The sequence below is a fragment of the Methylobacterium sp. ap11 genome, from assembly GCF_900110515.1.
GTDB classification, from domain to species: domain Bacteria; phylum Pseudomonadota; class Alphaproteobacteria; order Rhizobiales; family Beijerinckiaceae; genus Methylobacterium; species Methylobacterium ajmalii.
Genome location: NZ_FOEB01000009.1, coordinates 154251 through 177294 on the forward strand (window position 1 = coordinate 154251; position 23044 = coordinate 177294).

Below are 23044 nucleotides of genomic sequence, written 5' to 3' on the forward strand. Positions count from 1 at the left end.
GAACCGGGCGATGCGACACGGGCGAGGATGTCTGCCGCGGCGGCTGCGCTCCGTGATGGCGACGATTACGGCCATGGTGGCCGCCGCGTGCTGGGCCGGACCGTCGGCGGCCGATCCCGGGCGGTCCGTGCTGCAGAAGCTCGCGGCCGCCAAGCGCATCACGATCGGTTACCGGGCCGGCTACCCGCCGTACTCGGACGCGCCGGACGGCAAGCCCGTGGGTTACGTGATCGATCTCTGCCGGCAGGTCGTGGACGGCCTCCGGCACACGCTCGGCGTCGATCGACTGGAGATCGATTTCGTTCCCATTCCCATGGCGGCCCGGTTCGTGATGATGCGCGAGGGGCACATGGACATGGAATGCGCCGCAACCACGATCACGCCGGAACGGCAGCGGCAGGTGGGCTTCAGCACACCGATCTTCTTCGCCACCACGCGCTTCGTGGCGCTGCGGCGGAACGGTTACAAGACCTTCGCGGATCTCGCGGGGCGCACGGTGGCCTCGCTGGCCGGCACCACCGAAACGGTGAAGCTGAACGCGGCCAACAGGCAGCGCAACCTCCACATCGCCATTCTGCTCTGCAGGGAAGATGTCGAGGCTTTCGCGGCCGTCAGAACCGAACGCGCCGCCGCCTACGTCATGGACGACGTGCTGCTGGCCGGCGTGATGGCAGGTTGGGGCAGGTCGGACGATCTCGTGATGTCCGAGGATACCCTCGGCGCCACGGAAGCCTACGGCATCATGCTTCCCTTGGGCGACGAGGCGTTCCTCCAGGCCGTGAACGCCGCGCTGCAGGCCAGTGCTGCCAGCGGCCGGTGGAAGCAGATCTACGACGCCTGGTTCCTGACTCCCGACCCGTCCACGGGCCGCAGTCCGAACCTTCCCCTCTCGCCCGGTCTGAAGGCCATCCTCGCCCGTCAGGGCGGGTGATCCGGCCGCAGATCGGGCTTGGAGAGCCCGGGTTCTACCCCTCGCCGAGCCTTCGCGATCGGGAATCGAGCCACAGCATCCGGGATCGCCCCGTTCCCGTCGACCCCGCCTTCGGGCCTGACCGCCACTCCTGGACGCCGTCAGGCCGGTCGCGACGGCAGCAACATCCGCGTCCGATGCCGCGACGGTGCCGGCTCGCGTGGAGGTCCCGTCTCGGGGGAGGTCCCGTCTTGGGCGAGGTGCCGTCTTGGGGCCAACCCCTTCCCCCGTCGGAACCCGCACGTCACACGATCATGTCTGCCCGGGCCGCAACTGGTAGAAGATGTGGCGGCCGATCACGTCCATCTTGCGCAGGCGGCGCGACCAGCGCGGCTTGACGTAGTCGGCGTGGTAGTGGGTCGCCCCGCCGACATCGGCCAGGTAGGTGCGGCCCTCGACCACCGCATGGGCGACGCGGGTCGCCGTCTGCCAGGAGGCGTCGTCGGTGATGCGCAGCGACTTGCCCTCGCAGGCGAAGGAGAACTGGCAGCCCATGTAGCGATGGCGGTTCTGGTAGACCACGCCGCAGATGTTGGCCGGGTACAGGCCGCTCTTGGCGCGGTTGAGCACCACCTGGGCCACCGCCGCCTGGCCCTGCTCGGGCTCGCCGCGGGCCTCGAAGTAGACGGCCTCGGCGAGGCAGCGCTGCTCCTTCTCGGCGTTCTCCGGGGTGATGAGATCGGCGTAGCGGCGCTTCGCGTCCTCGCTCGGCAGCGCCTCGGGGGCGATGCGGGCGGCGGTGGTGACGCCGGCGCGGGCGTCGCGATCGAGGCGCGGCGAGATCTGGCCGCCGGCCGCGATCTCGACCGGGGTCGCCTCGGCCGGGGCCGGGGTGGTCGAGGACAGGGCGACGGCGCGGGGCACCGCCGGGGTGCCGCCCTGATCCGCCCGGGTCTCGGTGTCCCGGACCTTGGCCGCGCGGGTCTTGTCGGCGGTCTGGCCGCCGGCGGCGGCCCCGCGGGTCGGCGCCGTGGCGCCCGCGGCGGGCGAGCTGGCGCCCGCCTCGCTCGGCGTGTCCGGCAGGGGCACGAAGCCTTCCTGCGGCTCGAGGTCCGGGCTCCAGGTCGCGGGGCCGGGGGTGAAGGTCGAGGCGACGCTCGGGCCGGTGCTGCCGAGCCAGCCGCTCGCGACCGCGGCGGGCCGGCCGGCGCCGCCGACGCGGCCGGGCATCAGCGGGTCGGTCTTGCGGGCGCGCTGGGCCAGCGGCTGGGTGCGGGCATCCGCCTTGAGGTCGGGGCGCAGCGGCTCGGCGTCGAGGGCGAGGCGCAGGGGGCCCGACAGGCTGATCTGCGACGGGGCGACCGGGGTGATCAGGCCGCGCTCCGGCAGCGGCGGCATCCCGCGCGGGACGAGGCGGGCGACGGCGCTGGAGCCTAGCGAGGTCTCGTAGCCCGCCGAGGCCGTGAACGAGACGAGGACGCCCAGACCCACGGCCCAGGGCGCCACGGCGGCGGCGAACCAGCGCATGCCCTTCGTCCGCCGAATCTGCCGTCTGCGCAGCTCCCGCTTGCGCACGTACCGCCTGCCCAAGGTCCCGACCCCACTCTACCCACGCCCCGCCCGCCCCTGCCGGGAGCGGCGATCGTCACGGGCAAGTGTCGCGGGGTATGGTTGAGCGTTGGTTAAGCCGATGCGCGCGAACCGAGGCGCCCGGCGAGGTCGCCGGCCCGCGCGGCGTAGATCACCGGCAGGGGGGCGGCCACGCCCCGCACCGCCACGGTCTCGACCCGCAGGCCGTCGAGGCCGATCCCTGCTCGCGACGCGGCCTCCGCCGAGGCGACGATCTGCACGTCGGCGGCCTTGGCGAGGGATTCGAGCCGGCTCGCCAGGTTCACCGCCGGGCCGATCACCGAGCGGCCCCGGCTCGCGCCGTAGCCGAGGCGGCCGAGCACCAGGGGGCCGGCATGCAGGCCCATCGCCATGCGGAGCGCGGTGGGCAGCTCGGCGGCGAGCTGGCGGTTGAGGTCGGTCACCGCCTGGTCCACCGCCCCGGCGGCCGCGAAGGCGCTGCGGCAGGCCGGGGCGATCCCGTCCGGATGGGTGAACAGGGCGAGCAGCCCGTCGCCGGCGTAACCCCCGATCCAGCCGCCCGCCGCCTCGATCTCGCGGCCGACCGCCTCGAAGAAGCGGTTGAGGATGAACACGACGTCGAAGGGCAGCTTTCGCTCGGAGAGCGTCGTGAAGCCGCGGATATCGATGAACAGGATCGCCACCTCGCGCTCGATGCCGGCGACGTCGGTGTTGGTCAGGTGCTGGTCCGCGCTCTCGCGGCGCGGGTCGAGGATGCGCACCACCGCGACGTCGCCGCCGGGCTTGGCCTGGCAGGCGAGCCGCACGTTGGCGGGCGCGCCGATCGCCCGGAGCGCTGCGCTCTCCTGGACGCCGGGGGGCGAGAGGTGCCCCTCCCCGCCCACCACCAGCACGCGGCAGGTCGAGCAGCGCCCGCGCCCGCCGCAGACCGAGACGTGCGGCACCCGGTTCGCCCGGCTGATCTCGAGGAGCGTCGGCCCCTCCAGGCTCCGCACCGTGGGGCCGCCGACATACGAAACGGTGAAGCGCCGGGCCCGGAGCGTCGCGGCGGCCCGCACCAGCACGATGCCGAGCGCGACGGCGACCGCGGCGTAGATCGCGCCGGTGACGGTGTCGCCCCAGGCGGCGACCGTCGAATCGAGGGGCGGCACCTGCCAGCGGGCGGCGAGGTCCGGCGCGTCGAAGCGGCGCGCCAGCACCATGTCGCGCTCCATCAGGCGCCCTTGCGTGACGATGCCGGCGAGCGCCGCCGCCGGCAGGCCGACGGCCGGCACGGCGAGCACCGGCGCCATCCGCCGGTAGAGCGGCGACAGGCGCAGCCAGGCATGGAGGCCGAGGCAGCCGTGCAGCCAGACGACCAGCAGCAGGGCGGTCTGGAAGCCCATCCCGTCCGGCCAGATGCGGACGATCACGTAGGGGTAGTTGGTGCGCGTGCCGTCGACGAGGCTGGCGATCCGCGTGCCGAGGACGTGCGGCACCAGCAGGAAGGGGATCGCGAAGCCGAGCAGCGTCTGCGCCGCCTCCCAGGGCGGCATCCGCAGCGTCCGGCGCTCGGCGAGGCGCACCAGCGAGAACGCGACGTGGGCGAGAAGCGCAAGGCCGAGCACCAGGCTGCCGGGGATCGACCGGGTGACCGCGACCCGCCAGCGGGCCACGTCCATCATCGTGTCGAGGCCGACGAGGCCGAGCGCGTGGTTGGCGAAGTGGGTGCCCGCGAAGGCGAACAGGACGAGGCCCGAGACCAGCCGTAAGCGTTGCGCCAGCGAGCCGCGCCACAGGCGGGCACCGGCTTCCGCATCGGGGATGCCGGCGGGAGGCGGTGCGCGCATGGACTCCTCTCGGGACGACGAGGCGCCTGTATCGCCATTCGGAAGCGTCGGCGCAAAATGACAAAGCACCTCCCCTTCCCGTAATCGGGAAGGGGAGGTGCTTTTTTACATTACCGGATGGCTCACGCCTCGCCGCGGCCCTTCACCTTGAGCGCCGCCTGCGCCGCGGCCAGCCGAGCGATCGGAACCCGGAACGGCGAGCACGAGACGTAGTCGAGGCCGGTCTCCTGGCAGAAGGCGATCGAGGCCGGGTCGCCGCCGTGCTCGCCGCAGATGCCGAGCTTCAGCTTGTCGCGCACCGCCCGGCCGCGCTCGGCGGCAAGCCGCACCAGCTCGCCCACGCCCTCCTGGTCGATCGACACGAACGGGTCGGAGGCCAGGATGCCGCGCTGGGTGTAGGGGCCGAGGAAGCGGCCCGCGTCGTCGCGGCTGATGCCGAGCGTGGTCTGGGTCAGGTCGTTGGTGCCGAAGGAGAAGAACTCCGCCGTCTGGGCGATGTCGCCGGCCCGGAGCGCCGCGCGCGGCAGCTCGATCATCGTGCCGACCTGGTACTCGACCTTGCTGCCGGTCTCGGACGCCACGGCCTGCGCCATGGCATCGATGCGGGCCTTCACCAGGTCGAACTCGGTGCGGGTGAAGACCAGCGGCACCATCACCTCGGCCATGATCGGCGTGCCGGTCTGCTTGGCGGCTTCCACGGCCGCCTCGAAGATGGCTCGCGCCTGCATCTCGGCGATCTCGGGATAGAGGATCGCGAGCCGGCAGCCGCGGAAGCCGAGCATCGGGTTGAACTCGTGCAGCTCGTTCATCCGGCGCCGCACCTTGTCCTCCTGGACGCCGGTGGCGGCGGCGACCTCGCCGATCTCCTTGTCGGAGTGCGGTAGGAACTCGTGCAGCGGCGGATCGAGCAGGCGGATCGTCACCGGCAGGCCCGACATGATGGTGAACAGCTCGACGAAGTCCTGGCGCTGGTACGGCAGGAGCTTGGCGAGGGCCGCGCGCCGGCCCTCCGCGTCATCGGCCAGGATCATCTCGCGCATCGCCACGATGCGCTCCTCCTGGAAGAACATGTGCTCGGTGCGGCACAGGCCGATCCCTTCCGCGCCGTACTTGCGGGCGGTGCGGGCGTCGAGCGGGGTCTCGGCGTTGGTGCGGACCTTCATGGTGCGGACCTCGTCCGCCCATTCCATCAGCGCCGCGAAGTCGCCGGACATCTCGGGCTCGATCATCTCGACCGATCCCTGCATCACCTGGCCGTTCGAGCCGTCGATGGTGATGCGGTCGCCGGCCTTCAGCGTCACGCCGCCGACCGACAGGGTGCGGGCGGCGTAATCGACCCGGATCTGGCCGGCGCCCGAGACGCAGGGCTTGCCCATGCCGCGGGCGACGACCGCCGCGTGCGAGGTCATGCCGCCGCGGGTGGTGAGAATCCCTTCCGCGGCGTGCATGCCGTGGATGTCCTCCGGCGAGGTCTCGATGCGGACCAGGATGACCTTGCGCTCGGCCTTCTTGGCGGCCTCGGCCTCCTCGGAGTTGAACACGATCTCGCCCGAGGCGGCGCCCGGCGAGGCCGGCAGGCCGGTGGCGATGACCTTGCGCTCGGCCTTCGGGTCGATGGTCGGGTGCAGCAGCTGGTCGAGGGAGGCCGGCTCGACGCGGCCGATCGCCTCCTGGTGGGTGATCAGGCCTTCCGCCGCCAGCTCGACGGCGATGCGCAGCGCGGCCTTCGCCGTGCGCTTGCCGTTGCGGGTTTGCAGCATCCAGAGCTTCCCGGTCTCGACCGTGAATTCCAGGTCCTGCATGTCGCGGTAATGGTGCTCGAGCATCCCGTAGATGCGCACGAGCTCGGCATAGGCCTCCGGCATCGCCCGCTCCATCGACGGCTTGTCGGAGCCGGATTCGATGCGGGCGACCTCGGTGATGTCCTGCGGCGTGCGGATGCCCGCCACCACGTCCTCGCCCTGGGCGTTGATCAGGAACTCGCCGTAGAGCGCTTTCTCGCCGGTGGAGGGGTTGCGGGTGAAGGCGACGCCGGTGGCCGAGGTCTCGCCCATGTTGCCGAAGACCATGGCCTGGACGTTGACCGCGGTGCCCCAGCTCGCCGGAATGCTGTGCAGCTCGCGGTACTTGTTGGCGCGCGGGTTCATCCACGAGCCGAACACCGCGCCGATCGCGCCCCAGAGCTGGGCCTGGGGATCCTGCGGGAAGTCCTGGCCGAGCTCGCGCTTCACCAGCGCCTTGTACTCGCCGATCAGGTGCTTCCAGTCGGCCGCACCCAGCTCGGTGTCGAGGGTGAGGCCCTTGTCGTCCTTGTAGCGCTCCAGCACCTCCTCGAAGGAGTGGTGCTCCACGCCGAGCACCACGTTCGAGTACATGGTGATGAAGCGGCGGTAGCTGTCATAGGCGAAGCGCTCGTCGCCGGCGCCGCGGGCCAGCGCCTCGACGGTGACGTCGTTGAGGCCGAGGTTCAGCACCGTGTCCATCATGCCGGGCATCGAGGCCCGGGCGCCGGAGCGCACCGACACGAGGAGCGGCGACTCGGAATCGCCGAAGCGGCGGCCGGCCAGGGCACCGACGGCCTCGAGCGCACCGGCGACCTGACCCTCCAGTTCCGGCGGGTATTGCCGGCCGTGGTCGTAGTAGTAGGTGCAGACCTCGGTGGTGATGGTGAAGCCGGGCGGCACCGGAAGCCCGAGATTCGACATCTCGGCCAAGTTCGCGCCCTTGCCGCCGAGCAGGTCGCGCATCGCCGACTTGCCCTCGGCCTTGCCGTCGCCGAAGGTGTAGACCCACTTTGCCATGTCACTTCCGGCCATGTCACTCGTCCGTTCGTAGCGGCTGCCGCCTGACGTTCCCGCCGGGTTGGACCATTCGGAACCCCAACGCAAGCTGAACGGTAGCGCCGTCCCGACGTCTTCGCGGTGAGTCGGGCGTGACGCCGCGCCGTTCGGAACGGATCGCGGCGCGCGGCGGTAGTCCGGCCCCGCTCGGAAGTGGAGCGCGGCGGCGCCGCGCACGCGTCAGGCGAGCTGGACGATGAGGCCGTTCTGGATCGTCACCCGCCGGTCCATGCGGGCGGCGAGTTCCAGGTTGTGGGTGGCGATCAGCGCCGCGACGCCGGAGGCCCGCACCAGCGAGACCAGGATCGCGAAGACGTGTCCGGCAGTCTGCGGGTCGAGGTTGCCGGTCGGCTCGTCGGCCAGCAGCAGGCGGGGGCCGTTGGCGAGCGCCCGGGCGATGGCGACGCGCTGCTGCTCGCCGCCCGACAGCTCCGCCGGGCGGTGGCTCAGCCGCTCCTTGAGGCCGAGGAACGACAGGAGTTCGCCCGCCCGTGCCCGCGCCTCCTTGGCGGCCAGGCCCCGGATGAGCTGGGGCAGGGCCACGTTCTCCAGCGCCGAGAACTCGGGCAGGAGGTGGTGCGACTGGTAGACGAAGCCCATCTCCTCGCGCCGCATCCGGGTGCGGGCCGCGTCGTCCATCCGGGCGCTCGGCTGGCCACCGATATAGACCTCGCCCGCATCCGGGCGCTCGAGCAGCCCGGCGACGTGCAGCAGGGTCGACTTGCCGGTGCCGGACGGCGCGACCAGCGCCACGATCTCGCCGGGCCAGATCGCGAGATCGGCGCCGCTCAGGATCTCGAGATGGCCGGCGCCTTGCGCATAGCGCCGCTCGACCTGCGCGAGGAAGAGCGCCGGGACCGGCTGCTGCTGGGTGTCGTCCATCGGCGTCAGGCGCCCCGCGCCGAGGCGTGGGGAGTGGAGCGTTCGGGGAAGGCGGGCAACGGCATCCGGACGGTACTCGGGTACGGGGCCGGACGAGCGCCCGGCCGGGACGAAGGATCAGCCGTAGCGCAGGGCCTGCACCGGGTCGAGCCGGGCGGCGCGCCAGGACGGGTAGAGGGTCGCGAGCAGCGACAGCACCATCGACATCGCGACGACGGCCACGACCTCGCTGGCATTGGTCTCCGACGGGATCTCCGACAGGAACCGCACCGTCGGGTCCCAGGCGCCCGGGAACAGCGTGCGCTGGATCACCGTGAGGTTGGCCGAGAAGACCAGCCCCAGGACGAAGCCCGCGATGGTGCCGAGGATGCCGATCGAGGCGCCGGTGATCAGGAACACCCGCATGATCGCGCCACGGGTCGCCCCCATGGTTCGCAGGATCGCGATGTCGCTCGACTTGTCCTTCACCAGCATGATCAGGCCGGAGACGATGTTGAGCGCCGCCACCAGCACGATCAGCGTAAGGATGATGAACATCACGTTGCGCTCCACCTCGAGGGCGGAGAAGAAGGTGCGGTTGCGCTGGCGCCAGTCGGTGATCAGCACCGGGCGCTCGGCGGCAAGCTCCAGCTCTCCCCGCGCCTCCCCGACCGAATCGGCGTTGTCGAGGAAGATCTCGATCACCGAGACGTCGCCGTCGCGGTTGAAGAAGGCCTGCGCTTCGGTCAGCGGCATGTACACGAAGGTGCCGTCGAACTCGGACATGCCGACCTCGAACACCGCCGCCACGTTGTAGCTCTTGATCCGCGGCGCGGTCCCGAACGGCGTCGTCGCGCCCTTCGGCGTCGCCAGCGTGATCGTGTCGCCGGCCTGAAGCCCGAGAGATTCGGCGAGCCGCTTGCCGATGGCGACGCCGCCGGCGGCGTCGAAGTTATCCAGCGTGCCGCCCCGGATGGTCTTGGCGACCGAGGGGATCTTCTGCAGGTCGTCGGCCCGCACGCCGCGCACCAGCACGCCCGAGCCGCCGAACTGCGACGAGGCGAAGGCCTGGCCCTCGACCATCGGCAGGGCGAGGTGGACGCCCGCCACCTTGCCGAGCCGCTCCGACAAGTCGGTGAAATCGGTCAGCGGCCGGTCGATCGGCGCCACGAAGATGTGGCCGTTGATGCCGACGATCTTGCTGAGAAGCTCCTTGCGGAAGCCGTTCATCACCGAGAGCACGATGATGAGGGTGGCGACGCCCAGCATGATGCCGAGGAACGAGAACAGGGCGATGACCGAGACGAAGCCCTCTTTGCGCCGGGTGCGCAGGTAGCGCCCGGCGATCGTCCATTCGAAGGGCGCGAACGGCAGGGTGCCGCCCCCGCCGCGCGGCCGGAGGAACGCGCCGACCTTGGGCAGGCGCTCGCGGAGCGCGGCGAGGGTCATCGGTTCAGGCCGTCCGGTTCTGGCGCAGGAAGGCCGGCACGGCGTCGGGGGCCACGGTCTCGCGGGCCCCGGTGGCGCGGCGCTTCACCTCGACCTTGCCGTCGGCCAGGCCCTTGGGCCCGACGATGACCTGCCAGGGCAGGCCGATCAGGTCGGCGGTGGCGAACTTTCCGCCCGGGCGCTCGTCGCGGTCGTCGTAGAGCACGGTCAGGCCGGCGGCCTCCAGCTCGCCCTGGAGCTTGGCGCAGGCCGCGTCGGTCGCGGCGTCCCCGACCTTGAGGTTGAGGAGCGCGACGTCGAACGGCGCCACCGCGTCCGGCCACACGATGCCGGCTTCGTCGTGGCCCGCCTCGATGATCGCGGCGACCAGCCGGCTCGGGCCGATGCCGTAGGAGCCCATATGGACCGGGCGCTCCTGGCCGTCCGGCCCGGTGACCTTCGCGCCCATCGGCTCCGAGTACTTGGTGCCGAAGTAGAAGATGTGGCCGACCTCGATGCCGCGGGCGGCCATCTGCTCACCGTCCGGCACCTGCGCGAAGGCGTCGGCGTCGTGCATCTCGGAGGTCGCGGCGTAGCGCGACGTCCAGTGGTCGACGGTGGCTTGAAGCCCGGCGACGTCGTCGAAGTCGATCCCCGCCTCGGGGGTCGGGAAGTCGAGATAGGCGCGGTCGCAGAAGACCTCGCTCTCGCCGGTCTGGGCCAGGATGATGAATTCGTGGCTGAGGTCGCCGCCGATCGGCCCGGTCTCGGCCCGCATCGGGATCGCCTTGAGGCCGAGCCGCGCGAAGGTGCGCAGGTAGGCGACGAACATCTTGTTGTAGGAGTGCCGCGCGCTCGCCTGGTCGAGGTCGAACGAGTAGGCGTCCTTCATCAGGAACTCGCGCGAGCGCATCGTGCCGAATCGCGGCCGCACCTCGTCGCGGAACTTCCACTGGATGTGGTAGAGGTTCTTCGGCAGATCCTTGTAGGAGCGCACCGCCGAGCGGAAGATCGCCGTGATCATCTCCTCGTTGGTCGGCCCGAACAGCATGTCGCGCTCGTGCCGGTCCTTGATGCGCAGCATCTCCTTGCCGTAGGCGTCGTAGCGGCCGGATTCGCGCCAGAGGTCCGCCGACTGGATCGTCGGCATCAGGAGCTCGACGGCGCCCGAGCGGTCCTGCTCGGCCCGGATGATGTCGGCGACGCGGTTGAGCACCCGCAGGCCCAGCGGCAGCCAGGCGTAGATGCCGGCCGCCTCCTGGCGGATCATGCCGGCACGCAGCATCAGCCGGTGCGAGACGATCTCGGCTTCCTTGGGCGTCTCGCGCAGGATGGGCAGGAAGTAGCGGCTGAGACGCATGGTGGACCTTGGCGTGGCAGGCGGTGGCTTCGCGGGGGCGGAAGGGCCCCGCCGGGGCGGGTTGATCCCCGGGGACCGCTCTTTTGCACGCTTCCGGCCTCGTTCGCAAAACATGAAACGCGTGGCGCGAGCCCGCGCTCTTCGCCCGGTCCCGGCTCTCCCCGCACCCGACGCGGGGCGGAGGAGGAAAATGCGGTTGCCATGCAAAAAAACGCATCACCCTGCTCGAAAGCAGGTGACAATGCGAATTCTTATTCCTATAAGCGGCATCGCGATGATGCGCAGGCAGGCCGAACGGCGCCGCGCAAGGTCCGAGTCTCGGGAGGAATAGCCAGCCTCAACACCCAACGGGGTGAATAATAGAATACGGACTGGCGAAAACATTCAGAAAGCTATCAAGCAAGGCTTCCGAGCCTTGCTTTTTTATTTTGTGCTTCGATCGTCAATGAAGGCCGGACTATTCGGATGGCCGCGGCGCCGGGCGCCGCAGCTCTGCTACAACCCGGCGAGAGGAAACGCCGCCACGGCGACGAGGAAGACCACGTCGGCGACGAGCGTAGTCCACACCGCCTTGCGGCGCATCTGCGGCTTGTGCGGCGCGCCGAGGTCCTGGCCCGGCACCACGACCTCGGTGCCGTCGGGCGCGGCCCGGAACGGCAGCACCGAAAAGAGCATCGTCCACCAGACCACAAAATAGAGCGCCCCCGCCCCGAAGCCGCTGAGGCGGAAGCCCCAGACCGCCAGGGCGAGCATCGGCAGCATCAGCGCGATGCACGCCGCGAGGGTGCGGGGGATCGACGTGGTGGCACGGTCGAGAAGGGCGGAGAACAAGGTCAGGCCTGCTCCAGCTCGACGAGCGTGCCGAGGAAGTCCTTCGGGTGCATGAACAGCACCGGCTTGCCGTGGGCGCCGATCTTCGGCTCGCCCGAGCCGAGGATGCGGGCGCCCTGCGCCTTCATCCGGTCGCGCGCGGCCAGGATGTCGTCGACCTCGTAGCAGACGTGATGGATGCCGCCGCCCGGGTTGCGCTCCAGGAAGGCATTGATCGGCGAATCCGAACCCAGCGGCTCCAGCAGCTCAATCTTGCTGTTGGGCAGCTCCACGAAGATCACCGTCACGCCGTGCTCGGGCTGCGGCAGCGCCTCCGACAGGGTCGCGCCGAGGGTGTCGCGATAGACCTTGGCCGCCGCCTCGAGATCCTTCACCGCAATGGCGACGTGGTTGAGCCGGCCGATCATGGGGGGTTCCTCCGGTGGTCCGTGGGGTGACTTGTTGGTTTTAGGGTGCGGCACGGGGTGGCGCCACGGCATCGCCCTGCCCTCTTGCCCAAAGGTATACCGCTCGAAGCGCGGGTTGATCCCCCCTTGCGGGAGATGGGAACCCGCTTCCGCACAAGTTCGAACCGCTGTGAAGGGCGCCGCCTGGATCGGCGTCGCGGCGCCCCACCCGGCGGGACTTCGTCCCGCTGCGCCCACCGCGTCCGCCGCCCTCCCCCGCAGGCGGGGGAGGGTTGGCGCCTCACTCGGAAGCGTCGGCGAGAGAGGCCCGTCAGACCTCGACCACCATCACGTGGCAGGCCGGCTTCTTGCCCCACACCTCGTTGACGGCCGAGCGGATCGCCCGGTCGACGGCGTTCTCCACCGCCTCGGAATCGCGGCGCTTGACCCGCGACAGGCCGTTGAGCGTGCGCTCCACCGCGTCGCCGACGACGTCGATGATGACCTCGCCCTTGCGGCCGTAGCTCGGCAGGCCCATCAGGTCGATCGAGGGCTCGCCCTTGATCTCGCCGTTGCGGTCGAGCGCGACCGCCACCGAGACGATGCCCGTGAAGGCGAGCTTGCGCCGCTCGGGGATGGCGCGGTCGTTCGCATCGACCAGGACGTTGCCGTCCTTGTAGACCCGGCCGCTCTTCACCTTGGTGACGATCTCCGGCTCGCCCGGCGCGAGGCGGATCAGGGTGCCGTTGCGGGCCTTCATTACCTTGTCGACGCCCTGCTTGCGGGCGAAGGTGGCGTGCTCGGCGAGATGCAGCGCCTCGCCGTGGACCGGCACCGCGATCTTCGGCTTGGTCCAGCGGTACATCGCCGCCATCTCGTCCCGGCGCGGGTGGCCGGAGACGTGGACGAGCTCGGTGCGGTCGGTGATGACCTCGATGCCGGCCTCGATCAGGTCGTTGATGATCGCGCCGACCGCGCGCTCGTTGCCGGGGATCGCCCGCGAGGAGAAGATCACCCGGTCGCCGGCCGCGAGCGCGATTTCCGGATGCTCGTCGCGCGACACGCGGGCGAGGGCCGCCCGCGCCTCGCCCTGCGAACCGGTGAGGAGCGCCACCACCTTCTCGCGCGGCAGGTAGCCGTAGGCCTCGGCCCCGCGGATCTCGGGCAGGCCGTCGAGGTAGCCGCACTCGCGCGCGACGTCGATCACCCGGTCCATGGCGCGGCCGACCGCCACTACGTCGCGGCCGCAGGCCTGCGCGGCGAGGCAGACGGCGCGCATGCGGGCGACGTTCGATGCGAAGGTCGTGACCGCGACCCGGTGCGGCGAGTTGCGGATCAGCTCGGCGAGATGCTCGGCGACCTCGGACTCGCTCGGCGAGCTGCCCTCGCGGGTGACGTTGGTCGAATCGCAGACCAGCGCCAGCACGCCCTCCTCGCCGAGTCGCGTGAAGGTCTCCTCGGAGGTCGAGTTGCCGGCGACCGGCGTGTCGTCGAGCTTCCAGTCGCCGGTATGCAGCACCAGGCCGAGCGGGGTGCGGATGGCCAGCGCGTTGGCCTCCGGGATCGAGTGGGCGACCGGCACGTACTCGATCGAGAACGGGCCGAGCTCGAGGCGGCCGTCCGCCGGCACCTCGCGCATGTCGACCTTGGGCGCGCCCGGCTCGCCGAGGCGGCGGGCCTCGATCAGGTTCTTGGTGAAGCGGGTGGCGTAGATCGGCACCTTGAGCTTGGGCCACATCTCGCCGATGGCGCCGATATGGTCCTCGTGCCCGTGGGTTATCAGGATGCCGAGGATGTCCTTGCGGTGCTCCTCGGCGAAGCTGAGGTCCGGGTACATCAGGTCGACGCCCGGCAGGTGCTCCTCGCTGGCGAACCCCATGCCGAGGTCGACCATGATCCACTTGCGCGCCTTGGGCGGGCCGAAGCCGTAGAGGCCCGCATTCATGCCGATCTCGCCCACCCCACCGAGGGGCACGAAGATCAGCTCATCTCCCTTGTTCGACATTCCCATACCATCACTGCACGGACCGCCGTCGCGGTCCCACTCGAGGAACGGCCTCGTCTGCCGTCACGGTCACGGCGCCGTCATGTCCCTTTGCGGCCGGAAACGGCCGCGCGGCGGCGGCGCCAGGGGCGCCCCGCCGTGTAAACCCAACCTGTCGGGGAGCCGCCGTCGCCATCCCGGCGCCGGGCCGCCCACCCCCGTCACGCCGCCGTGGCGGCCGTTCCGAAATGCACCTCGCCGGCCGAGACCGCGAGGTGGCCGCCATCCGCCAGGCGCACGACCAAGCGTCCGCCCTCGTCGATCGTCTCGAAGGTCCCGGCCACGCTACGCCCGCCAGCCTGAACGTTCACCGGACCGCCGAGGCCCGCCGCCGCGCCGAGCCAAGCGTCGCGGATGCGGGAAAAGTCCCTGCCCTCGTCCCAGAGCCGCTCGGCCTCGACCCAGGCGGCGCTGAGGAGCCGGAACAGCCCTGGGGCGTCGACCGGGTACCCCGCCGCGGCCAGCGAGGTCGCCCGGTAGGGCAGCCCGTCCGGCGCCCCCGCGACGTTGACCCCGATTCCGACCGTCACCACCGCGCGGCGGTCCGGCAGGGTCTCCATCTCGAGGAGGATGCCGACGAGCTTGGCGCCGTCGAGCAGCACGTCGTTCGGCCATTTCAGCCGGAAATCCGGGCTGCGGCCGTCCATGCCGGGCCCGCAGGCCCGGCGCAACGCCCGCTCGACCGCCACGCCGGCAACGAAGCCGAGCGTCGCGACCCGGTCGGGGGCGAGGCCCGCCGGCACCGGCCAGAGCAGGCTGGCGGCGTGGTTGCCGGGGATCCAGCTCCAGCCCTTACCACGCCGGCCGCGGCCTCCGGTCTGCTCCCGCGTCACCACCCAGAGCGGGCCGGGCTCGCCCGCGCGGGCGCGGGCGAGGGCCTGCGTGCTCGTCGAGCCGAGGCTGTCATGGACCTCGAGGCGGTATCCCGCGGCTGTCGCCGCAGGGTCGAGCACGAAGGTCATGCGCCTAGAACAGCGACTTCGCGGCGGCTCCGGCCAGCCCGACCAGCGGTGCCGGCACGAGCCAGAACAGCAGCACGACGACGCTCGACAGGCCGAGCACGATGCGCAGGCCGGGGCCCATCGGCGCGTAGGCGCCGGCCGGCTCGTCGAAGTACATCACCTTGACGAGGCGCAGGTAGTAGTAGGCGCCGACCACGCTCGTCACCACGCCGATCACCGACAGCAGCACGAGGTTCGCCTTGATGGCCGCCGCGAAGACGTAGAACTTCGCGAAGAACCCGGCGAGCGGCGGGATGCCGGCGAGCGAGAACATCATCATGGCGAGCAGGAACGCGACCAGCGGGTGGGTGCGCGACAGGCCCGACAGGTCGTCGATGGTCTCGTACATCTGGCGGCCGCGACGCAGCGACAGGATCACCGCGAAGGCGCCGAGGGTCATGGCGAGGTAGATCGCCATGTAGATCACGACGCCGCGCACGCCCTCCTCCGTACCGGCGGCAAGCCCGATCAAGGCGTAGCCGACATTGGCGATCGAGGAATACGCCATCAGGCGCTTGAGGCTGCGCTGGCCGATCGCCGCGAAGGAGCCGAGTGCCATCGAGGCGATCGACACGAACACGATGATCTGCTGCCACTCCGGCGTGATGACCGGGAAGGCACCGATGAAGACGCGCACGGCCATGGCCATCGCAGCCATCTTGGGGGCCGAGGCGAAGAAGGCGGTGACCGGGGTCGGCGCGCCCTCGTAGACGTCCGGCGTCCACATGTGGAACGGGACGGCGGCGAGCTTGAACGACACGCCGGCGGCGACGAACACCACGCCGAGCACCACGCCGATCCCCGAGCCCTCGCGCAAAGCGGTGACGATGTGCGGGAACGAGACGGTGCCGGTGAAGCCGTAGACCAGCGAGGCGCCGTAGAGCAGCATGCCGGACGAGAGCGCGCCGAGCACGAAGTACTTCAGGCCGGCCTCGGTCGAGCGAACGTCGTCGCGGTGGAAGGAGGCGATGACGTAGGCCGCCAGGCTCTGCAGCTCGAGGCCCATGTAGAGCGCGATCAGGTCGTTGGCCGAGGCCATGACCATCATGCCGATCGTCGCGAGGACGATCAGGATCGGGTACTCGAACCGGGCGATGCGCTCGCGCTCGAAATGCTCCTTGGCGAGCAGGATCGCGGCGGCCGACCCGAGGAGGGTCAGCGCCTTCATGAAACGGGCGAACCCGTCGACGATGAAGGAGCCGTTGAAGGTGGTGACCTTGGCGCCGAAGGGCTGGCTGACCACCGCGAACAGCGCGAGGATCAGGATGATCAGGGCCCCGACGCTGACGCCCTCGGTGGAGCGCTCGCCCTTGAAGGCCCCGTAGAGGATCAACACCAGGACGCCGACCGACAGGATCAGCTCCGGCAGGGCGGGCCCGAGGGCGGGCATGACGATCTGAGCGGCGTTCATCGCGAAAAACTCAGTGCGGGACCGGCAGAGCCGCGGCAGCGGTCTGGGTCGTGGAGAGGGCGGCGCGCATCCCCTGCATCAGCGCGTCGGTCGAAGGCGCGAAGACGTCGAGAATCGGACCGGGATGGACGCCGTAGTAGATCGTCAGCACCACGAGCGGGGCGAGGATCAGCATCTCGCGGCGGTCGAGGTCGGTGATCCCCTGCAGGCTCGGCTTCTCGAGCTTGCCGTAGACCACGCGGGCGAACAGCCACAGGGCGTAGGCCGCCGACAGGATGATGCCGAAGACCGAGAAGAACGAGACCATCGGGTTGGCCCGGAAGGCGCCCATCATGGCCAGGAACTCGCCGACGAAGCCCGAGGTGCCCGGCAGGCCGACATTGGCCATCGTGAACACCATCATGGCGACCGCGTAGAGCGGCATCCGCTTCACGAGGCCCCCGTAGGCCGAGATCTCGCGGGTGTGCATCCGGTCGTAGATGACGCCGACGCATAGGAACAGCGCGCCCGAGACGATGCCGTGCGAGATCATCAGGAACAGGGCGCCCTGGATGCCCTGCTCGTTCAGCGTGAACAGGCCGAGCGTCACGAAGCCCATATGCGCCACCGACGAGTAGGCGATGAGCTTCTTGATGTCGGTCTGCACCAGCGCGACCAGCGAGGTGTAGATGATCGCCACGACCGAGAGGGTGTAGACCATCGGGGCGAAGTAATGGGAGGCGTCCGGGAACATCGGCAGCGAGACCCGGATGAAACCGTAGCCGCCCATCTTCAGGAGGATGCCCGCCAGGATCACCGAGCCGGCGGTCGGCGCCTCGACGTGGGCGTCGGGGAGCCAGGTATGGACCGGCCACATCGGCATCTTCACCGCGAAGGAGGCGAAGAAGGCGAGCCAGAGCCAGATCTGCATGTTCGCCGGGAAGCGGGTCTGCAGCAGGGTCGGGATGTCGGTCGTGCCGGCCTGCCAGTACATCGCCATGATGGCGAGCAGCATCAGCACCGAGCCGAGCAGGGTGTAGAGGAAGAACTTGAACGACGCGTAGATCCGGCGCTTGCCGCCCCAGATGCCGATGATCAGGAACATCGGGATCAGGCCGGCCTCGAAGAACAGGTAGAACAGCACCAGGTCGAGGGCGCAGAACACGCCGATCATCGTAGTCTCGAGGACCAGAAACGCGACGAAATACTCCTTCACCCGGTGCTCGATCGAGAGCCAGGAGGCGCCCACGCAGAACGGCATCAGGAAGGTGGTGAGCAGCACCAGCGGCATCGAGAAGCCGTCGACGCCGAGCTTGAACCGGATCGTGTCGGTCAGCCAGGCATGGGTCTCGACGAGCTGGAACTGCGAGGTCGCGATGTCGTAGCGCCCCCAGGCGACGAGCGAGAGCAGGAAGGTGGCGAGCGTCGCGATGAGCGCCGCCCAGCGGGCGTTGCGGCGGACCGACTCCTCGTCGCCCCGCAGCGTCAGGATGAACGCGGCGCCGACGAGGGGCAGGACGAGGAGGCCGGAGAGGATCCCGAGGCCGAGCATGAGTCTCTGTTCTCCGGTCAGGTCAGTGGGTGGCCGCGGAGACGCCGGTGATGAGGTACCAGCTCACCAGGGCCGCGACGCCGACCAGCATCACGAAAGCGTAGTGGTAGACGTAGCCGGTCTGCAGGCGGACCACCCCGCGGGTGACGTCGACGACGCGGGCGGCGATGCCGTTCGGGCCCATCCCGTCGATGATCCGGCCGTCGCCGACCTTCCACAGGAACTCGCCGAAGCCCTTGGCCGGGCGGACGAACAGCCGGTCGTAGATCTCGTCGACGTACCACTTGTTGAGCAGGAAGCGGTACAGCAGCGGCTGGTTCTGGGCCAGCTGGTGCGGCAGTTCCGGCCGACGGATGTACATCCAGAAGGCGAGCAGGAAGCCCAGCACCAGCATCACGAAGGGCGAGTGCTGCACCCAGGCCGGCGCGTTGTGGATGTCGTGCATGATGTGGTTGTCGGGGCCGTGCGCGAGCGCGCCCTTCCAGAACTCGTCCATGCCCTCGCCGATGAAGCGGTTCTTGAACACCAGGCCGGCGAAGAGCGCTCCCAGGGCGAGGATCGCCAGCGGGATCGTCATCACCTTGGGGCTCTCGTGCGGGGTGTGGGCGTGGTGGTCGTGGTGCTCGATCGCCGAGTGCGAGGCCGGCTCGACGTCGTGGCCCTTGTCGTCGTGGGCGACGCCCTCGTGGTGGCCCGGCGCGCCGTCGGCCTGAGCCGAGGCGTGAGCGACTTGGGCATGCGCGACCGGGGCATGCGCGACCGCATGATGCGCGTCGGCATGGTGGTCGTCATGGCCGTGGCCGTGAGCGTTCTGCCAGCGGGCCCGGCCCTCGAAGGTCAGGAAGAACAGGCGCCAGGAGTAGAACGAGGTCATGAAGGCGGCGATGACGGTCGCCAGGAAGGCCAGGGTGTGGCCCGGCCGGGTCGAGACGTAGGCCGCCTCGATGATGGCGTCCTTCGAGTAGAAGCCGGCGGTGAACGGGAAGCCGATCAGCGCGAGCGTCCCGATCGCCATCATGGCGGTGGTGAAGGGGATGTAGCGACGCAGGTCGCCCATGTTCCGCATGTCCTGCTCGTGGTGCATCGCGTGGATGACCGAGCCGGCGCCGAGGAACAGTAGCGCCTTGAAGAAGGCGTGGGTGAAGAGGTGGAACACGCCCGCCGCGTAGGCGCCGACGCCGAGGGCGACGAACATGTAGCCGAGCTGCGAGCAGGTCGAGTAGGCGATGACCCGCTTGATGTCGTTCTGCACCAGCCCGACGGTGGCGGCGAAGAAGGCCGTGATGCCGCCGATCACCGTGACGACGATGAGCGCGTTCGGCGCCGCGTCGAAGAGCGGCGACAGGCGGGCGACCATGAACACGCCGGCGGTCACCATGGTGGCGGCGTGGATGAGCGCCGAGACCGGGGTCGGGCCCTCCATCGCGTCCGGCAGCCAGGTGTGCAGCAGGAACTGAGCCGACTTGCCCATCGCGCCCATGAACAGCAGCAGGCAGCAGATGGTCAGGGCGTTCCAGTCGTAGCCGAGCAGGTGGAAGGTCGCGTCCTTGAGCTCCGGCACCTTGGCGAAGATCGCGTCGTACGAGATCGCGCCGAACAGGACGAAGCAGAGGAAGATGCCGAGAGAGAACCCGAAATCCCCGACGCGGTTGACGATGAACGCCTTCATGGCGGCGGCGTTGGCCGAGGGCTTCTCGTACCAGAAGCCGATCAGCAGGTACGAGGCGAGGCCGACGCCCTCCCAGCCGAAGAACATCTGGACGAGGTTGTCCGACGTCACCAGCATCAGCATGGCGAAGGTGAAGAGCGACAGGTAGGCGAAGAACCGCGGCCGGTGCGGGTCCTCGTGCATGTAGCCCATCGAGTAGAGGTGGACGAGCGCCGAGACGCTGTTGACCACCACCAGCATGACCGCGGTCAGCGTGTCGGCCCGGAACGCCCAGTCGACCACGAGGTCGCCGGCGGTGAACCAGGTCGCGACATGGACCTTGGTGGCGCCGTGGCCGTGCCCGCCGGTCACCTCGAAGAAGGCGACCCAGGACAGGAGCGCCACGAAGACGAGGATGCCGGTGGTCACCACCTCGCTGGCCCGCGGGCCGATGCGGCGCCCGAACAGACCGGCGATGAGAAAGCCGATCAGGGGCAGGAAGACGATCGCGTGGTACATGCTCGGGTCCCGGCCTCGCGTGGCGGTTGCCGCTGTGGCGCTGGTTCTGGGGAAAAGGGCGTGCGGGCTCGGGCGAGCCGCGTCAGCCCTTCATCATGTTGACGTCCTCGACGGCGATCGACCCGCGGTTGCGGAAGAACACCACCAGGATGGCGAGGCCGATCGCGGCCTCCGCGGCGGCGACCGTCAGCACGAACAGGGCGAAGACCTGGCCGACGATGTCGCCGAGATGGGTCGAGAACGCCACGAGGTTGATGTTCACGGCGAGCAGGATCAGCTCGACCGACATCAGGATCACGATGATGTTCTTGCGGTTGATGAAGATGCCGAGCACCCCGAGGGTGAACAGGATCGCGGCGACCGTCAGGTAATGGCTCAAACCGATCATCGTGCCTCTCGGCCGCGGGCGGCCGCCTTCGTGTCGCGGGGCGCCTGCCCCGCCGCTCTTGCCATCACCATCGCGAGGCTTGGGGCAGCCCCGCACGAACTCGTCCGGCCGCGGGCCGGGCCGTCAGACCTCGACGCCCTGCCCGGTCGGGACCTGGCGGACCTCGACGGCGCTCGCCTGGGTGCGGGCGTTCTGGATCGCGATGTCCTGGCGCTTGACGCCCGGCCGGTCGCGCAGGGTCAGCACGATCGCGCCGATCATCGCGACCAGCAGGATCAGGCCGGCGATCTGGAAGAAGAAAAAGTAGTTGGTGTACAGAACGAGGCCGAGGGCCTGCGTGTTGGTCACCGTCTCGGAGCCCGGCGACACCGCCAGCGGGCCGTGGACGAGGCCCGGATCGATCGCCCAGGAGCCGACCACGAGGAGCAGCTCGACCAGGAAGACCGCCCCGATCATGCCGCCGACCGGCAGGTAGTCCTGGAAGCCCTGGCGCATCGCCGCGAAATCGACGTCGAGCATCATGACGACGAAGAGGAACAGCACCGCGACGGCGCCGACATAGACCACGACCAGGAGCATGGCCAGGAACTCCGCCCCCATCAGCACGAACAGCCCGGAGGCGTTCACGAAGGCGAGGATGAGGAAGAGCACCGAGACGACGGGGTTGCGCGAGGCGATCACCATGAAGCCGGAGGCGACGGTGATCGCGGCGAACAGATAGAAGAAGGCGGCGGCTGCGGTCATGCGCTGAATTCATGCCGCCTGGCGGCGGCCTCCTGCCCGACCCCCGGAGCGTGCCGGCGGCTCGTCTATAGAACCCGCTCCCGCGGCGCACAACCGGGGGAGCGGCGAATGTGGCGTGGATGGGGAAGGATCGCCGCCCTCCCCGGTCCTCGAGGGAGGGCGCTCCCCCCTCCCCGGCCCGCGCTCAGCGGTAGGGCGCGTCCGCCGCGATGTTGCGGGCGATCTCGCGCTCCCAGCGGTCGCCGTTCGCGAGCAGCTTCTCCTTGTCGTAGAGCAGCTCCTCGCGAGTCTCGACCGAGAACTCGAAGTTCGGCCCCTCGACGATGGCGTCCACCGGGCAGGCTTCCTGGCACATGCCGCAATAGATGCACTTCACCATGTCGATGTCGTAGCGGGTGGTGCGCCGGGTGCCGTCGTTGCGGCGCGGGCCCGCCTCGATGGTGATGGCCTGTGCCGGGCACACCGCCTCGCACAGCTTGCAGGCGATGCAGCGCTCTTCCCCGTTGGGGTAGCGCCGCAGGGCATGCTCGCCGCGGAAGCGCGGGCCGCGATGGCCCATCTCGAAGGGATAGTTGATCGTCGCCTTGGGCTTGAAGAAGTAGCGCATCGCCAGGGCGAACCCTGTGACGAACTCCTTCAACAGCAGGCCGCGGGCGACCTGGTCGAGCTTCATGGCTCGTTCTCCGACGGGGGGCTTCAGGAGACCGGCGCCAGGCCGGTCAGCTTGAGGACGAAGGCGACGACGAACACCATGACGAGGGAGAGCGGAAGGAACACCTTCCAGCCCAGCCGCATGAGCTGGTCGTAGCGGTAGCGCGGCACCATGGCCTTCACCATGGCGATCATGAAGAACAGGAAGCTGGCCTTGAGCGCGAACCAGATCAGGCCCGGCACCCAGGTGAAGGGCGCGAACGGGATCGGCGAGAGCCAGCCGCCCATGAACAGGATCGTGCCGAGCGCGCACATCGTGACGATGGCGACGTACTCGCCGAGCATGAACAGCAGGTACGGGGTGGAGGAGTATTCCACCATGTAGCCGGCGACGAGCTCGGATTCGGCTTCCGGCAGGTCGAAGGGCGGGCGGTTCGTCTCGGCGAGCGCCGAGATGAAGAACACCACGAACATCGGGAAGAGCCAGAGCCAGTACCAGCCGAGAATGCCGAGCGAGGTGTCCTGCGCCCGCACGATCTGCGACAGGTTGAGCGAGCCGGCGCACATCAGCACCGTGACGATCACGAAGCCGAGTGAGACCTCGTAGGACACCATCTGGGCCGCCGAGCGGAGCGCACCCAGGAAGGCGTATTTCGAGTTCGAGGCCCAGCCGCCCATGATGACGCCGTAGACGCCGAGCGACGAGATCGCGAAGATGTAGATGATGCCGACGTTGATGTCGGCGATCGGCCATCCGTCGGCCAGCGGGATCACCGCCCAGGACGCGAGCGCCAGGGTGGCGAAGATCAGCGGCGCCAGCAGGAAGAGGCTCTTGTTGGCGCCCGCCGGGATCACCGGCTCCTTCAGCACGAACTTCAGGAGGTCGGCGAAGGATTGGAACAGGCCCCAGGGCCCGACCACGTTCGGGCCGCGGCGCAGCTGCACGGCCGCCCAGATCTTGCGGTCGGCGAGCAGCGCGTAGGCGATGAAGACGAGCAGCGCCACCAGCAGCGCCACGCTCTTCAGGGCCACGAGGAGGACGGTGCCCAGCACCTCCCAGACGGTCATCGGT

18 protein-coding genes are annotated in these 23044 nt (G+C 69.7%); 1 reads left to right on the plus strand and 17 read right to left on the minus strand.

Annotated features, from left to right (window positions below):
* The first annotated feature begins 73 nt into the window (after positions 1-73).
* Positions 74-931, plus strand: coding sequence for an amino acid ABC transporter substrate-binding protein (locus BMX97_RS15585; protein WP_177202235.1), 858 nt, complete (start codon positions 74-76; stop codon positions 929-931).
* Between the two features lie 291 nt (positions 932-1222).
* On the opposite strand, the gene BMX97_RS15590 is transcribed toward BMX97_RS15585, so the two are convergent.
* The 17 genes from BMX97_RS15590 to nuoH form a co-directional block, all read right to left on the minus strand.
* Positions 1223-2437, minus strand: a complete 1215-nt coding sequence (locus BMX97_RS15590; RefSeq protein WP_091751813.1) for a cell wall hydrolase — start codon at positions 2435-2437, stop codon at positions 1223-1225.
* Positions 2438-2592: 155 nt separating this feature from the next.
* Entirely contained in the window at positions 2593-4329 is a 1737-nt protein-coding gene (locus tag BMX97_RS15595) for an adenylate/guanylate cyclase domain-containing protein (protein WP_091751816.1), read from the minus strand.
* 122 nt (positions 4330-4451) lie between these two features.
* Positions 4452-7130, minus strand: coding sequence for a pyruvate, phosphate dikinase (gene ppdK / locus BMX97_RS15600; protein WP_091751819.1), 2679 nt, complete (start codon positions 7128-7130; stop codon positions 4452-4454).
* 219 nt (positions 7131-7349) lie between these two features.
* Positions 7350-8051, minus strand: a complete 702-nt coding sequence (locus tag BMX97_RS15605; protein WP_060845617.1) for an ABC transporter ATP-binding protein — start codon at positions 8049-8051, stop codon at positions 7350-7352.
* A 117-nt stretch (positions 8052-8168) separates the two neighbouring features.
* Positions 8169-9479: a lipoprotein-releasing ABC transporter permease subunit gene (locus BMX97_RS15610; RefSeq protein WP_091751822.1), complete on the minus strand. Its 1311-nt coding sequence runs from the start codon at positions 9477-9479 to the stop codon at positions 8169-8171.
* A gap of 4 nt (positions 9480-9483) precedes the next feature.
* Entirely contained in the window at positions 9484-10818 is a 1335-nt protein-coding gene (gene proS / locus BMX97_RS15615; RefSeq protein WP_091751825.1) for a proline--tRNA ligase, read from the minus strand.
* Between the two features lie 495 nt (positions 10819-11313).
* Positions 11314-11649: a DUF1467 family protein gene (locus tag BMX97_RS15620; protein WP_091751828.1), complete on the minus strand. Its 336-nt coding sequence runs from the start codon at positions 11647-11649 to the stop codon at positions 11314-11316.
* A 2-nt stretch (positions 11650-11651) separates the two neighbouring features.
* Entirely contained in the window at positions 11652-12056 is a 405-nt protein-coding gene (gene mce / locus BMX97_RS15625) for a methylmalonyl-CoA epimerase (protein ID WP_091751831.1), read from the minus strand.
* A 310-nt stretch (positions 12057-12366) separates the two neighbouring features.
* Complete coding sequence (locus BMX97_RS15630; RefSeq protein ID WP_091751834.1) at positions 12367-14040, minus strand: ribonuclease J; 1674 nt, start codon at positions 14038-14040, stop codon at positions 12367-12369.
* Between the two features lie 200 nt (positions 14041-14240).
* Positions 14241-15041 (minus strand): biotin--[acetyl-CoA-carboxylase] ligase, encoded by an 801-nt coding sequence (locus BMX97_RS15635; protein ID WP_091751837.1) that lies wholly within the window; start codon positions 15039-15041, stop codon positions 14241-14243.
* 4 nt (positions 15042-15045) lie between these two features.
* On the minus strand, positions 15046-16491 hold the full coding sequence (gene nuoN, locus BMX97_RS15640) for an NADH-quinone oxidoreductase subunit NuoN (protein ID WP_091751841.1): 1446 nt from the start codon (positions 16489-16491) through the stop codon (positions 15046-15048).
* A gap of 10 nt (positions 16492-16501) precedes the next feature.
* The gene (locus BMX97_RS15645) at positions 16502-18022 is read right to left on the minus strand and encodes an NADH-quinone oxidoreductase subunit M (RefSeq protein ID WP_091751844.1); all 1521 of its coding nucleotides are present in this window, start codon (positions 18020-18022) and stop codon (positions 16502-16504) included.
* A 22-nt stretch (positions 18023-18044) separates the two neighbouring features.
* Positions 18045-20189, minus strand: a complete 2145-nt coding sequence (gene nuoL / locus BMX97_RS15650; RefSeq protein WP_091751847.1) for an NADH-quinone oxidoreductase subunit L — start codon at positions 20187-20189, stop codon at positions 18045-18047.
* An 82-nt stretch (positions 20190-20271) separates the two neighbouring features.
* Positions 20272-20577, minus strand: coding sequence for an NADH-quinone oxidoreductase subunit NuoK (gene nuoK, locus BMX97_RS15655; RefSeq protein ID WP_048425446.1), 306 nt, complete (start codon positions 20575-20577; stop codon positions 20272-20274).
* A 123-nt stretch (positions 20578-20700) separates the two neighbouring features.
* Entirely contained in the window at positions 20701-21321 is a 621-nt protein-coding gene (locus tag BMX97_RS15660; RefSeq protein ID WP_060845608.1) for an NADH-quinone oxidoreductase subunit J, read from the minus strand.
* A gap of 184 nt (positions 21322-21505) precedes the next feature.
* Positions 21506-21994, minus strand: a complete 489-nt coding sequence (gene nuoI, locus BMX97_RS15665; RefSeq protein WP_048425444.1) for an NADH-quinone oxidoreductase subunit NuoI — start codon at positions 21992-21994, stop codon at positions 21506-21508.
* A 23-nt stretch (positions 21995-22017) separates the two neighbouring features.
* Positions 22018-23040 carry an NADH-quinone oxidoreductase subunit NuoH gene (gene nuoH / locus BMX97_RS15670; protein WP_060845607.1) on the minus strand — a complete coding sequence of 341 codons (1023 nt, stop codon included), beginning with the start codon at positions 23038-23040 and terminating at the stop codon, positions 22018-22020.
* Positions 23041-23044: the final 4 nt, after the last annotated feature.

Bases quoted from the DNA above. Each gene is read 5' to 3' on its own strand.
- BMX97_RS15585 (WP_177202235.1), top strand. From the start codon at position 74: ATGGTGGCCGCCGCGTGCTGGGCCGGACCGTCGGCGGCCGATCCCGGG.
- BMX97_RS15590 (WP_091751813.1), bottom strand. From the start codon at position 2,437: ATGCGCTGGTTCGCCGCCGCCGTGGCGCCCTGGGCCGTGGGTCTGGGC.
- BMX97_RS15595 (WP_091751816.1), bottom strand. From the start codon at position 4,329: ATGCGCGCACCGCCTCCCGCCGGCATCCCCGATGCGGAAGCCGGTGCC.
- ppdK (WP_091751819.1), bottom strand. From the start codon at position 7,130: ATGGCAAAGTGGGTCTACACCTTCGGCGACGGCAAGGCCGAGGGCAAG.
- BMX97_RS15605 (WP_060845617.1), bottom strand. From the start codon at position 8,051: ATGGACGACACCCAGCAGCAGCCGGTCCCGGCGCTCTTCCTCGCGCAG.
- BMX97_RS15610 (WP_091751822.1), bottom strand. From the start codon at position 9,479: ATGACCCTCGCCGCGCTCCGCGAGCGCCTGCCCAAGGTCGGCGCGTTC.
- proS (WP_091751825.1), bottom strand. From the start codon at position 10,818: ATGCGTCTCAGCCGCTACTTCCTGCCCATCCTGCGCGAGACGCCCAAG.
- mce (WP_091751831.1), bottom strand. From the start codon at position 12,056: ATGATCGGCCGGCTCAACCACGTCGCCATTGCGGTGAAGGATCTCGAG.
- BMX97_RS15630 (WP_091751834.1), bottom strand. From the start codon at position 14,040: ATGTCGAACAAGGGAGATGAGCTGATCTTCGTGCCCCTCGGTGGGGTG.
- BMX97_RS15635 (WP_091751837.1), bottom strand. From the start codon at position 15,041: ATGACCTTCGTGCTCGACCCTGCGGCGACAGCCGCGGGATACCGCCTC.
- nuoN (WP_091751841.1), bottom strand. From the start codon at position 16,491: ATGAACGCCGCTCAGATCGTCATGCCCGCCCTCGGGCCCGCCCTGCCG.
- BMX97_RS15645 (WP_091751844.1), bottom strand. From the start codon at position 18,022: ATGCTCGGCCTCGGGATCCTCTCCGGCCTCCTCGTCCTGCCCCTCGTC.
- nuoL (WP_091751847.1), bottom strand. From the start codon at position 20,189: ATGTACCACGCGATCGTCTTCCTGCCCCTGATCGGCTTTCTCATCGCC.
- nuoK (WP_048425446.1), bottom strand. From the start codon at position 20,577: ATGATCGGTTTGAGCCATTACCTGACGGTCGCCGCGATCCTGTTCACC.
- BMX97_RS15660 (WP_060845608.1), bottom strand. From the start codon at position 21,321: ATGACCGCAGCCGCCGCCTTCTTCTATCTGTTCGCCGCGATCACCGTC.
- nuoI (WP_048425444.1), bottom strand. From the start codon at position 21,994: ATGAAGCTCGACCAGGTCGCCCGCGGCCTGCTGTTGAAGGAGTTCGTC.
- nuoH (WP_060845607.1), bottom strand. From the start codon at position 23,040: ATGACCGTCTGGGAGGTGCTGGGCACCGTCCTCCTCGTGGCCCTGAAG.